The following is a 13,217-nucleotide window of genomic DNA, read 5'->3' as shown; positions in this document are numbered from 1 at the left end:
AGTGTTAAGCTTCCTTATTTTCAGTGGGTTAACACAATGATAAGTAATGTAAAAAATTCGATACGCGGAACATATCATTCGATTAGCAAAAAGTATTTACCTCGTTATCTTGCCGAATTCTGTTTCAGGTTCAATTGGCGCTTTAACCTTAAAAAAACATTCGAACAGCTTATTTATTCATGTATCCGGGCAGCACCTATACCTGAGTATTTACTCAAGCTAGCTGAGATTCGATGGTAATCAGGTAATTATTTAACTTATTTCAGTAAGTTCTTATTCCAATAACTACAAATTGCCCATCTATGCTGGAGAATAAATGATGGACACAGAAATCGACATGTAAGTAAATGTAGGTAAGTCATAGGTGAGAATAATGTTTTTCGGTCGCGCTGACGGGTTGTATTAGGAGTGGCCCGAACAGTGCCCAGATTTGCTCTATAACGAATAAAATAGACTAATTGATATAAGTCTCTTAGTTTGAATCCGAATAAACCTTTGCAAAAACCCCCTATTTTATTAAGGTAAAGAAAATAAAAATAAAGTATTAATAGGTAAAATCTATTGCAAAGATTAGTATTTTATCCTTTATTGGTGTACGCTAATTCTTTATTCTATATCTAATTTTTACATAAACCTCGTAAAACTACAGGAGTAACTCATGGTTCTGGTAACTCGTCAAGCCCCTGACTTTACAGCAGCAGCAGTCCTCGGCAACGGCGAAATAGTTGGGAATTTCAACCTGAAAAAACACCTAAATGGTAAACCTGCGGTTATCTTTTTCTGGCCAATGGACTTTACTTTCGTATGCCCTTCTGAGCTGATCGCATTTGATCACCGCTACGAAGAGTTCAAAAAGCGCGGTGTTGAAGTTATCGGTGTTTCTTTTGATTCTGAATTCGTCCATAACGCATGGCGTAAAACTCCTATCGATCAAGGTGGTATTGGCGAAGTTAAATATGCAATGGTTGCCGATACTAAACGTGAAATTCAAAAAGCATACGGCATTGAGCATCCAGATGCGGGTGTCGCTCTGCGCGGTTCTTTCCTGATCGACAAAAATGGCGTGGTTCGTCATCAAGTCGTTAACGATCTGCCTCTGGGCCGTAACATTGACGAAATGCTGCGTATGGTTGACGCATTGCAATTCCACGAAGAGCACGGTGATGTCTGCCCTGCACAGTGGGAAAAAGGTAAAGAAGGTATGAGCGCCTCTCCAGATGGCGTAGCTAAATACCTGTCTCAAAACGCTGGTAAACTATAACCTTAGATATTACCCATATTCAGACCAGCCGGTTATTCCGGCTGGTTTTTTTATCACTGAAATTCCTCGTTTTGCCACCTTGCGCACAAAAACTCCCTCTTCCTGATAACCATCGCCATTTATAATTAAATTTACAATTGTTTAACATTAAAATCAGTGTAAATAAAACAGCTTATTACAACTGACGAAAATAACCTCGCCAAAAAACAGGAGCTCGCAATATGTCGAAAACATGGAAAACACCACTGGCAATCTTATCCTTGCTTATCTCATCCCATCTTTATGCCGCTTCGCAACCGGCTGTTGAAGCTAAAAATGGTATGGTCGTTTCAGCCCAACACCTTGCTTCACAAGTGGGTGTCGATATCCTCAAAATGGGAGGAAACGCAGTTGATGCAGCCGTTGCCGTTGGCTATGCCCAAGCCGTTGTTAATCCATGTTGTGGAAATATCGGTGGTGGTGGTTTTATGACAATTCATTTGGCTGATGGCACCAATACTTTTATTAACTTCCGCGAAACCGCGCCAAATGCAGCAAGTGCCGATATGTATCTGGATAAAGACGGCAATGTTATTAAAGAATCAAGTTTATATGGTTACCGCGCGGCCGGTGTGCCTGGAACTGTGATGGGGTTAAACAGCGCCCTAAAAAAATATGGCAAATTAAGTCGTGAACAAGTTATGGCGCCTGCGATTAAGCTGGCACGAGAAGGATTTATACTGACCCGCGCAGACACTGATATTCTGGATACTTCAATCAAACGCTTCCGCAAAGATCCAGAAGCAGCCCGTATCTTCCTACGCAAAGATGGCTCTCCTTATCAACCAGGAGACAGGCTGATACAAACCGATCTAGCGAATACGTTGGAGTTAATTGCTAAAAAAGGGCAAGAAGCTTTCTATCACGGAAATATTCCTAAACTGGTCGCCGAAGCAGCTAAAAAATCCGGCGGCATTATTACCGAAGCTGATTTTGCCAACTATAAAATCTCAGAAACAACCCCCGTCACCTGTAACTATCGCGGTTATAAATTTATCTCTTCACCGCCACCGAGTTCAGGTGGAGTAACCATGTGTGAAATTCTGAATATCTTGGAAGGTTACAACCTCAAAGAAATGGGATTTAACTCGGCTAATTATATTCACACACTGACAGAAGCCATGCGTCATGCCTACATGGATAGAAATACTTACCTTGGCGATCCAGAATTTGTTAAAAATCCCATCGATCGCTTATTGAGTAAGAATTACGCTGAATCTCTACGTAAAAAAATAGAACCAGGTAAAGCAACATTATCGGAGAATGTTCAGCCAGGTATTGGCCCCCATGAAAAACCAGAAACCACTCACTACTCCATTGTCGACAAAGAAGGTAATGCGGTTTCAACCACCTATACTATCAACGGACTTTTCGGCGCTGTCGTCATCGCCCCCGGGACAGGTTTCTTCCTCAATGATGAAATGGATGATTTCACCACTAAAATTGGTGAGAAGAATCTTTATGGCCTCATCCAAGGCGCGACTAACTCTATTGCCCCAGGTAAGCGCCCACTATCCTCGATGAGCCCGACACTTGTCACAAAAGACAACAAGATATTCCTTGTTCTGGGTTCACCCGGCGGCTCCCGTATTATCTCTATTACTCTGCAAACTGCCTTAAACATCATTGAACACGGGATGCCTCCTCAAGAAGCGGTTAATAGCCCCCGCATTCATCATCAATGGTTACCCGACGAAGTTTATTATGAGCAACGTGGTATTTCTAAAGACTCGTTGAATTTACTAGAAAAAATGGGATACAAGATGGTGGAACAGATACCGTGGGGCGCTGCTGAAGTGATTATGGTGGGTTTACCTAAAACCGCTGGCGATTCAGCTAATTCTTCAGGCAATGATGCCGCCGTATCTGGTAAAGTGCGTGAAAACCATTTTTATGGCGCCAATGATGTCCGACGCCCGGCCGGTGCGGCTATTGGTTACTAATGACCAAAATGACCAACAACTAAAAAAATAGCTAATCTGTATAGGCAATATCGGGATGGGATATCCTTTTTTCAGGAACCCCATCCCATACTTTCCCTGAACATCCGACGATGGCAAACAGTCAGAGAAACAAACATCATCACTGATGCATTTGCGTCTCGCGGGTACCAGAGCGCCCTAAAACACGGTCATAAATACCAGCCACAACTAAAACCAACAGGGATGGTGCTAACCAAGCCAACCCTTGATCCGCCAGTGGTAAACGTGTTGCCCAGTTTGGTAACAAATAAACTAATGCCTCGGATGACTTAATCGCATCCAAAATACCAAATATCAGACTAATTAACATTACCGGAGCCAAAATGCGGGTAAAATTATGCCACCAGCACAGCGTAAAACTTAACACAATCAGAACGATACAAGGTGGATAAATAGCTGTCAGTACCGGTATAGAAATCTTAATCAAATGACTCAAACCAAGGTTAGAAGTCAACATGGAAAATCCTCCAAGGATCAAAACCAATGAACGATAAGACAGGGGCAAATAGCGGCTGAAAAACTCAGCACATGCACAGGTTAATCCAACCGCCGTCACCATACAGGCGACAAAAATCAGCACAGCCAGGAAAAGACTGCCAACACCACCAAAAGTATGATGAACATAGGCATGCAAAATGACCGCGCCATTTTCTGCATGAGGCACTAACGATCCGCTGCCAGCGCCCAATTTGAACAGGGAAAGATAAACCAGTATCAGACCAAAGCCGGCAATAAAACCTGCCCACATTGCATAACGGGTCAATAATGAAGATGCGGCAACGCCTCTTGAACGCGCGGCGTTAACAATAACAATCCCAAACACCATCGCTCCCAGCGTATCCATCGTCAGATAACCATTGACGAAGCCACTGGAGAATGGGATTTGCTGATAAACATCAATCGCTGGAATTGAATCACCGGCCGGCCAAAGTAAAGCAGCAACACCAAGTATACCTAACGCCAACATCTTGATAGGCGCTAACACATGCCCGACAGTATCAAGCAAACGGCCTGGGTACAGGGAAACAGCAATTACCAACAAAAAATAAATAAGACTGTAGATAAACAGGGGTAACTCGCCGGTACTGGTAAGCGGGGCAATACCTACTTCAAAAGAGACAGTTGCGGTCCGTGGGATAGCGAATAAAGGACCAACAGCCAAATAACAAACTGTCGCCAGCAGCAAACCAGCAACTTTACCAATAGGTGAACTCAGCTCTTCAATACCACCGCCAACTTTTGCCAACGCGATGATTGTGATGACGGGTAAACCAACCGCAGTCGCTAGAAAGCCTAGTGCTGCTAACCAAACATATTCACCTGATTGTAACCCCACCATAGGGGGAAAAATGATATTTCCCGCCCCCACAAACAGAGCAAAAGTCATAAACCCTAATGCCCAAATATCCTTAGATGATAAACGATGTGTCATAATGATTATTAATATTTTGTTACCATATTTATGGCCTGAATAATATAAATACTGCCAATAGCTAAGCCCATATTGACAATATTGAACCCTAATTTAACGATTCATTATCAAAATAATATTCACCAAGTATCTGTTGAAGACAGATTTATAGCAGTTATTATAGATAGAATCGCCAACAACTGCCCACAAGTAAAACTTTTATAGTGCCAGAAGGCAATAGATAAACCAGAATGCAGAAGTATATGCCGTACTCTTTTTCAAAACTAGTGATTGCTGTTAGCTATCATTGAATAAACACTATATGATTTGCGTTTTTTTTAACCTGAAAAAATAATAATCAATTGCGAAGATTAATTATTACTGTTAATCAAACTATTCCTATCTCTGTTTGCTGGTTATTTTGACAGGTACCATCAATCCTGTTGGTAAAGTAAAACTAAAGATCGTCCCTTTCCCTATTTCGCTGGAAATTTCAAGATGAGAATGGTGATGATGTAAGGCATGTTTCACAATCGCAAGACCGAGACCACTTCCTCCCGTTTGTCTGGAACGCGCTTTATCCACCCGATAAAAACGTTCGGTCAAACGAGGTAGATGTTCAGCACTGATGCCTTGCCCATTATCTTTCACGGTAAATTCAGCGCCGTGGGAACTCTTTTTCCAACTGACATCAATCTGAGTCCCTTTCGGGGTATGGTTAACCGCGTTATAAACCAAATTCGACATTGCACTGCGAAGCTGCTCTTCATTGCCGAACACTTTAAGTCCTTCACTAATATCAAAATTAATCTTATAACATTCATTACCCAGTGCCGAGGCTTCCTGACGCAATACTTTAAGCATCAAAGGCACATCAACCACTTCATTCATATCAATCTGGGGAGCGACTTCAATTTTAGACAGTTGCAACAATTGTTTCACCAAACTGTCCAGCCTTCGGGTTTGCTCCTGCATCGTATGCAGCGCTTTCTTATTTAGCGGATTATCCTCTGCCTGATCCTGCATCATTTCCAAATAACCCTGCAAGACGGTTAAAGGGGTACGCATTTCATGGCTGACATTGGCAAAAAAGTCACGACGGGCATTTTCCAATGTTCGCTTCTGAGTCACATCTCTGGCAACCATCAAGAACTGTCCCTCAGTATAAGGCATCACCCGGAACTCAACGGTAAAACCATTATTTAATTCAATGGATAAAGGACGTGAAAAATCTCTGGAAAGGATATACCGGCTAAAATCAGGGTAGCGGAGTAAATTAAAAATATGCTGTCCATTGTCTTCTGGCCAACGAAAACCGAGTAAATGTTGCGCCAAACGGTTACACCAGAAAATATTACCTTCTGTTGTCATCATCACAATGGCATCGGGCAATGATTCCGCCCCGCTACGAAACCGTTTGATCAACAATGCCAGCTCACGACGCCGTTTTCGATTCCGTTGCTGCATCTGGTGAATACCATAGAAAATTGGCTCCCACCCTCCTCTCCCCGACGGCGGCAACATACTGCGATCCAGCCATAGCCAGTTCGACAGTTTCAGCAGATTATAACCATGCCATATCAGCGCAAAAAACACCGAAACAAATAAACACCAAGATAAATGACCAATAAATATCGACAAAATTAACGCAGGCAAACAAAAGAGAAACAGTTCTGAAACCAGCTTCTTCCAGGATAAACGTTCTAACACATTAGATTCTCCGGTGCGTGGATTTAGTAACGGGTAGAAAAACGGTAACCCGTACCACGAACGGTCTGCACCATTTTATCATGGCCGCCAATCTCTAATACTTTACGTAAACGGCGGATATGGACATCAACAGTTCTATCTTCAACGTAAACGTTTGCTCCCCAAACATAATTAAGCAACTGTTCACGGCTATAGACCCGTTCAGGGTGAGTCATAAAGAAGTGCAATAATTTAAATTCCGTCGGCCCCATATCCAGTGCTTTATCCTGGCTGGTCACCCGATGGGAGGTTGAATCCAAAACCAAGCCATTCATTTCGATAATATCTTCCATAACCATCGGTGAAATACGCCGTAATACCGCTTTAACTCTAGCAACCAGCTCTTTAGGAGAAAAAGGCTTGGTGATATAGTCATCCGCCCCAACTTCGAGGCCACGCACCCGATCTTCCTCTTCACCGCGGGCAGTCAGCATCATCACCGGAATATCACGGATATTATTATTCCGTTTCATCTGTTTAATTATCTGCAAGCCAGAGCCGCCGGGAAGCATCCAATCCAATAACACTAAATCAGGATATGGCTCAGATAAACATGCCAACGCAGAATCATAATCCTCTGCTTCTACCGGCTGATACCCGTTTTTTTCCAGAACAAAACAGACCATCTCACGAATCGGAGCTTCATCTTCAACTACCAGAATGCGTCTTGCCATGATTAATCCCGTTAATATATTGAGTTGACATCCACTACGCCCTAAAGAACGAGGTTTTACGGCGCACCTGATAACAGCCTAATTTGAAAAAGCATTATGCGTCAGTTTTATGACAAATTTATGAAATCCTGCCTTGGTTATCCGCTATCTGCAATCTATTTCGCAATAATTAATTTAACAATTGTCATATTTCATAATGAATGCGAAGCCGCTCGGAGATATATTCAAGAGATTGGATTTAAAAGCGACATTCAGAATACAGCGATTATAATCATGCTTCACTTTAACCAATGACGGCGAAACTATGCGTATTATTCACACTTCGGACTGGCATCTCGGCCAATATTTTTTTACAAAAAGCCGGGCTGCTGAACATCAACATTTTCTGCGCTGGCTGATTAAACAGATCGAAAACTACCAGGCCGATGCATTAATTGTCGCCGGAGATGTATTTGATACCGGCTCACCGCCTAGCTACGCCCGCGAGCTATATAATCGCTTTATCGTTGAACTACAGCCTACCGGTTGTCAGTTAATTATCCTTGGTGGTAACCATGATTCAGTCGCAACATTAAATGAATCAAAAGAACTCCTTTCCTGCCTGAATACCACCGTTATCGCTCACGCAGAAAAAGATCCACAAAAACAGATAAAAGTACTCACCACCAGACAAGGCAATGCCGGTGCGATTCTTTGTACAATCCCTTTTCTGCGGCCAAGAGATATTATGATCAGCCAGTCCGGTCAATCAGGAGAACAAAAACAACTCGCATTACAAGAAGCCATTGCAAAACACTATCATCGACTCTATCAGCAAGCGTGTGAATTACGTGATGAATTGAATTTGCCTTTACCTATCATTGCTACCGGACACCTAACGACCGTTGGCGCCACGGTTACAGATTCAGTGCGGGATATTTATATCGGTACATTGGACGCCTTCCCGGCACAAGCGTTCCCGCCGGTAGACTATATTGCGCTTGGGCATATTCACCGGCCACAAATCGTGGCTAAATCTGAACATATTCGCTACAGCGGCTCCCCTATTCCTCTTAGTTTCGATGAAGTCGGGCAAGAGAAAAGCGTCTGTTTGGTGGAATTTACCCAAGACAAACTGGAATCTATTAAGCTTTTACCCATTCCACAATATCAGCCTATGCAGCTTATCAAGGGCGACCTACAACAGATTGAGCAACAATTACAAACTTTTAATGACCATCAAGGAGAGCAGCCCGTCTGGCTGGATATTGAAGTTGCCACCCAAGATTACCTCCATGATATTCAGAAAAGAATTCAATCAATGGTTGCAGAGCTTCCTGTCGAAGTCATTCTGCTGCGACGCAGTAAAACACAACAGCAAAATAGGCTAGCGCAAGAAAACAGAGAAACCCTGACAGAACTTAGCGTTAATGAGGTTTTTGCCCGACGACTTGCCCAATCAGCACTCGAAGATGAAGAACATAAAAGACGTCTGACTACTCTTTTCGAACAAACAGTGAACGATATCTATCAGGCTAAAAACAAGGAGGAGCAGGCATGAAGATTTTGAGTCTACGGCTAAAGAACATTAATTCATTACAAGGTGAATGGAAAATTGATTTCACAGCAGAGCCGTTTGCCAGCAATGGTCTGTTCGCCATAACCGGCCCTACCGGTGCGGGTAAAACCACCTTGTTGGATGCGATCTGCCTTGCGCTTTATCACGAAACCCCACGCTTAACGATTTCTACCTCACAAAATGAGCTGATGACCCGACACACCGCGGAATCATTAGCTGAAGTTGAGTTTGAAGTGAAAGGTGTCGCTTACCGTGCTTTCTGGAGCCAACGACGAGCGCGTAATCAACCAAATGGCAATCTGCAAGCCCCTAAAGTAGAACTCGCCCTTAGCAGCAGCGGCAAAATTCTGTCCGATAAAATCCAGGATAAAAAAGAGAAAATCATTGAAATTACCGGATTAGATTACGGCCGTTTCACCAAATCTATGTTGCTCTCCCAAGGGGATTTCGCCGCTTTCCTCAATGCTCAGCCAAACGAACGGGCTGATTTATTGGAAGAGTTAACCGGTACTGAAATTTACGGAATTTTATCTCAACAAATCTACCAACAACATAAACAAGCACAATCAGAGCTGGATATTCTGCAAGCCAAAGCATCCGCCATTGATTTGTTAACAGCAGAACAACATCAACAATATCTGGAACAACAGCGACAACTCACCCATGCTGAATCACAACTCAATCAGCAGATAAAAACAGTGCAACATTCGGCACAATGGCTGACACGTGAGGAAGAACTTGAGCAACTTGTTACTGAAAATAACGCTTCCTTACAACAGGCAGAAAAAGCGCTTACTCATGCAGAGCCGCAACTGCAAAAACTGGCTAGCAGTGAACCGGCAGAAACATTGCGCCCATTACTGGATGATAAAAACCGAACGCAATATGAACATCAGAGAATCAGCAACCAGTTGGCAGAGATGCGTCAGCAACTTCATCAACAACAACAGACGCTCACGCCGATACAGCAAAACGTGACTCATGCAGACTCTGCCAGAGCCGCACACCAACAACGCCGGCAACAACAAGAAAAGCTAGTAACAGAACAAGTGATTCCATTAGATCATCAAATTGCGGTGCAGATTAAAGAACTCAATCTTACTCAGCAACAAATCAACGAACAGAAAACCGCACTTGAAAACCGCTGTCAGCAATATGACACCGCAAATCAGCGCGCGCTATCATTCACCAATCAAAAAAAACAACTGGAAAACTATTTCGAACAACAACCTTATCATCAATATTTCGGTGAAAAGCTGGCTTTTTGGCAACATCAATTCTCTTGGCGGCAAGAACAGCAGCAGCAAATTGATCACCAAACGCAAAGAATTGGCGAACTCACCGCCGAAATCGCGCAACTTAACGATAATCTGAACAAACAAGGAGAAGATTTAAAACAACAGATTGAAAATAACCAACCGCTGGAACTGGCATTTGAACAAGCTAAGCAACAATTTTTTACTCTACAAAAACAATATTCGCCGGAGAAATTAAAAAAACAATTAACTCAATATCAGGAACAGCTACCGCTGCAACATAAACTGGAAATCCTGTCGCCGCAAATCTTGCAATTACAAGCCGCTATTGCCAGTCACCATATTCGCTTACAACAATCGGAAAAATTATTAAAGGAACTTCCTGTTCAAATTGAAACCATTGATAAACAACTCTCAGACAAACAGCAACATTTAGCCGATCTGACTCAACGTATTCAGTTAGAACAAAAGATTGTCAGTCTGGAAAAAGAACGGGCGCAACTCAAGGAAGGCTCCCCTTGCCCACTGTGCGGTTCTGAACATCATCCTGCCATTCAAGCTTATCAAAATATTGAACTGCCAAAATCAGAACAACGGTTAAAAGATTTACGTCTGCAATTCGACGGGTTACAAGCCACCAAAATATCATTGGTCAATAAAAAAGAGTTCCAACAGCAACAATACGACCATATTTTGCAAGAAATTGCTAACGCTGAACCACGATTGAATGTATTAACTCAACAATGGCAGGAAACTTGCGCAATATTACAGATCGACATTTCTCTTTCAGATAAACCCGCTCTCGAACTATTTGTGCAACAAAACCAATCTGCTCATCAGCTTTGCCAAACCCAATTAACCGAACTTGAACTAGCAGAAAAAACGTACCAGAAAACAGAAAAAACAGTGGCCGCTCATCAAGAACACGTTAAAGAAATTGAGCGAAATATTGAACTGAGTAAGCATCAATACAATACACTGCAAAAACACTTATCTGAACTGCAACCAGAGATACAACAGCAGCAACGTAAGCTGACGGATGTCATCGAAAAAATGACATCAGAATTACAGCAATATGATTTATCACTGCCAATGTCAAATGAGAGTGAAAACTGGCTGCAACAACGTAGAAAAGAGTGGCAGGTATATCAAAACTGTCATGAAAATTGGCAACAGATCCAAAAAGAAGAAGCAGTTATCCAAAATCAGATTGAATCATTGCATAAACAGAAAGAAGAATATGTATCCCGTTTAAACGAGCTTAATCAAACAGCACAACAGCAGAAACAACAACTCGCAGAGACACAACAACAACGCAAAAAGCTATTTGGTGAACAATCCGTTACGGAAATCACTCAAGCACTACAACAACAATCTCAAAAGCTGGAGGAAATGCACAAACAGGCATTGTCACATCTGCAACAAGCGCAATCCAGCATCAACCAACTAACCGGCGCCATTCATGAGACAGAAAAAAACTGTCGCCAATCTGAACAACAAAAACAGCAGGCAGAACAGAACCTTAATGTCGCGTTAGCTAAAAGCCCATTTACCGATCAACATGCCCTTGAAGCGGCACTGTTATCGCAAGAACAACGTAAGGAATTACGACAACTCAAAGAACAGCTTGAACAACAGCAGATACAAGCCAACGCCCTATGCCAGAAAGCGATAGAGGCCCTGCAACAACATCGGAAAAATCGCCCTGAATTACTTGATCAATATACAAAATCACAACTGACCAAACAGTTGGAAAGCCTTATTGATGAGCTAAAAAGAAACACCTTACAACAAGGAGAACTGAAAAACCTGCTTGGTAATGATGCAACACGCCGTCAACAGCAAAAATCCTTATTGGAAGAGATCAATCATTGCCGACAAAATTATGATGACTGGAGTTATCTTAATAACCTGATTGGTTCAGCTGATGGCGCTAAATTCCGTCGTTTTGCTCAAGGATTAACACTGGATCATTTGGTTCATCTCGCCAATCAACGGCTGAAAAAATTGCACGGACGCTACGATTTGCAACGTAAAAACAGTGATGGTCTTGAACTGCAAGTGGTTGATACCTGGCAAGCCGATGCTATTCGCGATACCAAAACGCTTTCTGGCGGCGAAAGTTTTCTGGTTAGCCTCGCCTTGGCTTTAGCGCTATCTGATTTAGTCAGCAATAAAACCAGTATTGATTCACTATTCCTGGATGAAGGCTTTGGCACACTTGATCAAGAAACCCTTGATATTGCGCTTGACGCGCTGGACCATTTAAATGCTTTCGGTAAAACCATCGGTGTTATCAGCCACATTGAAGCCATGAAAGAACGGATACCCGTGCAGATCAAAGTTAAAAAAATTAATGGGCTTGGGATAAGTAAACTCTCCCCTGAGTTTCGTTATGGTAAACAATAGCGGAAAACAATAAAAAGTATTCCCAAAGTGAATTGAATGCCGCCATTTTTTCCTTGAAAAGGATACTCCCGCCAGCATAAAGGCGGGAAAGAAATTTCGGCAAGGCATTACCCTTGCTGGTTTTGAATGTATTGCGTGGCTTACTCTCGCCAACATACATCAAGAAGCAAGAACGTCCAACGAAATGATAATTCTTCGAGCTGTTTGTTATCCCTTTTCCCCTGATGTTAAAAGCGCGTTTTACTCATAATTAGCATTCAGGAGGGAGAAGTCCGCAGGTTTTGTTAAAGACGATGGGTTTAACAGGTTTAACAGGTTTAACAGGTTTAACAGGTTTAACAGGTTTAACAGGTTTAACAGGTTTAACAGGTTTAACAGGTTTAACAGGTTTAACAGGTTTAACAGGTTTAACAGGTTTAACAGGTTTAACCTTAATAACTCATAAGCCGTTGACAATCCCTTTTAAAAATAAAGTTTTTTCCATCATATAAAATTTCAGGTAGCGTATTGTCTATTGATTGATTTTCTCTAATAACGCCTTATTTTCATCATCGATAGTAAAAGGTTTGTTAGATTAATCATCCAGAAAGGCGATAACAATTAAGTGGGTATTTAAATGTAAACCGAGAGCAAAAATAGTTTATAAAAATAACAACACAAATTGATTTGTGCATGAGATTACATTAAAGGCATGAAAAGAGAGATGGCTTAAATTGAAGTATTTAAAGCATCACGATTTTGCATAATAAATGGGAGTGTTAGAAATTCTGTGTCATTCCAGTAATATATCTCAAAAAGGAATGACAAATGACTCAATCTTTCGATTTCGACAAAGCCCTGAAAGCGCTTCAGGAGGGTCAGGCACTGACCGGTAAGAA

At 42.1% G+C, this 13,217-nt stretch carries 9 protein-coding genes; 6 read left to right on the top strand and 3 right to left on the bottom strand.

What is annotated here, in order from left to right; genetic code table 11:
- The 3 genes from EAE92_RS23270 to ggt all read left to right on the top strand — a co-directional run.
- Window positions 1-240 (top strand): transposase (locus EAE92_RS23270; protein WP_214066812.1); only part of this gene is annotated, 240 nt, incomplete at its 5' end.
- Window positions 241-658: 418 nt separating this feature from the next.
- A complete protein-coding gene (locus EAE92_RS23265) occupies window positions 659-1,261 on the top strand; it encodes a peroxiredoxin C (RefSeq protein ID WP_036808784.1) in 603 nt (200 codons plus the stop codon).
- A 221-nt stretch (window positions 1,262-1,482) separates the two neighbouring features.
- Window positions 1,483-3,243: a gamma-glutamyltransferase gene (gene ggt, locus EAE92_RS23260; protein ID WP_214069761.1), complete on the top strand. Its 1,761-nt coding sequence runs from the start codon at window positions 1,483-1,485 to the stop codon at window positions 3,241-3,243.
- 139 nt (window positions 3,244-3,382) lie between these two features.
- Here the strand turns inward: ggt and brnQ are convergent, their stop codons facing one another.
- The 3 genes from brnQ to phoB all read right to left on the bottom strand — a co-directional run bounded on the left by brnQ (window position 3,383) and on the right by phoB (window position 7,116).
- The gene (gene brnQ, locus EAE92_RS23255) at window positions 3,383-4,714 is read right to left on the bottom strand and encodes a branched-chain amino acid transport system II carrier protein (RefSeq protein ID WP_214069760.1); all 1,332 of its coding nucleotides are present in this window, start codon (window positions 4,712-4,714) and stop codon (window positions 3,383-3,385) included.
- Between the two features lie 378 nt (window positions 4,715-5,092).
- Complete coding sequence (phoR, locus tag EAE92_RS23250; protein WP_036808774.1) at window positions 5,093-6,403, bottom strand: phosphate regulon sensor histidine kinase PhoR; 1,311 nt, start codon at window positions 6,401-6,403, stop codon at window positions 5,093-5,095.
- Window positions 6,404-6,426: 23 nt separating this feature from the next.
- Window positions 6,427-7,116, bottom strand: a complete 690-nt coding sequence (gene phoB / locus EAE92_RS23245; protein WP_036783259.1) for a phosphate regulon transcriptional regulator PhoB — start codon at window positions 7,114-7,116, stop codon at window positions 6,427-6,429.
- Window positions 7,117-7,420: 304 nt separating this feature from the next.
- Here phoB and sbcD point away from each other — a divergent pair, with 304 nt between their 5' ends.
- The 3 genes from sbcD (at window position 7,421) to EAE92_RS23230 (ending at window position 12,830) form a co-directional block, all read left to right on the top strand.
- Window positions 7,421-8,656 (top strand): exonuclease subunit SbcD, encoded by a 1,236-nt coding sequence (sbcD, locus tag EAE92_RS23240; RefSeq protein ID WP_214069759.1) that lies wholly within the window; start codon window positions 7,421-7,423, stop codon window positions 8,654-8,656.
- Window positions 8,653-12,339, top strand: coding sequence for an AAA family ATPase (locus EAE92_RS23235; RefSeq protein WP_214069758.1), 3,687 nt, complete (start codon window positions 8,653-8,655; stop codon window positions 12,337-12,339). Before sbcD ends, EAE92_RS23235 begins: the two co-directional genes overlap by 4 nt.
- A gap of 293 nt (window positions 12,340-12,632) precedes the next feature.
- On the top strand, window positions 12,633-12,830 hold the full coding sequence (locus EAE92_RS23230; RefSeq protein ID WP_214069757.1) for a hypothetical protein: 198 nt from the start codon (window positions 12,633-12,635) through the stop codon (window positions 12,828-12,830).
- Window positions 12,831-13,217 lie beyond the last annotated feature (387 nt).

Source organism: Photorhabdus hainanensis (assembly GCF_018448965.1).
Classification (GTDB): domain Bacteria; phylum Pseudomonadota; class Gammaproteobacteria; order Enterobacterales; family Enterobacteriaceae; genus Photorhabdus; species Photorhabdus akhurstii.
The sequence above is the reverse complement of the archived record's forward strand: the minus strand, read 5'-3'. Positions and strand labels throughout refer to the sequence as shown.

What these genes read in the sequence shown, in the direction of transcription:
- sbcD (WP_214069759.1), top strand. Translation starts at nt 7,421, where the DNA reads ATGCGTATTATTCACACTTCGGACTGGCATCTCGGCCAATATTTTTTT.
- ggt (WP_214069761.1), top strand. Translation starts at nt 1,483, where the DNA reads ATGTCGAAAACATGGAAAACACCACTGGCAATCTTATCCTTGCTTATC.
- EAE92_RS23235 (WP_214069758.1), top strand. Translation starts at nt 8,653, where the DNA reads ATGAAGATTTTGAGTCTACGGCTAAAGAACATTAATTCATTACAAGGT.
- brnQ (WP_214069760.1), bottom strand. Translation starts at nt 4,714, where the DNA reads ATGACACATCGTTTATCATCTAAGGATATTTGGGCATTAGGGTTTATG.
- phoB (WP_036783259.1), bottom strand. Translation starts at nt 7,116, where the DNA reads ATGGCAAGACGCATTCTGGTAGTTGAAGATGAAGCTCCGATTCGTGAG.
- EAE92_RS23265 (WP_036808784.1), top strand. Translation starts at nt 659, where the DNA reads ATGGTTCTGGTAACTCGTCAAGCCCCTGACTTTACAGCAGCAGCAGTC.
- EAE92_RS23230 (WP_214069757.1), top strand. Translation starts at nt 12,633, where the DNA reads ATGGGTTTAACAGGTTTAACAGGTTTAACAGGTTTAACAGGTTTAACA.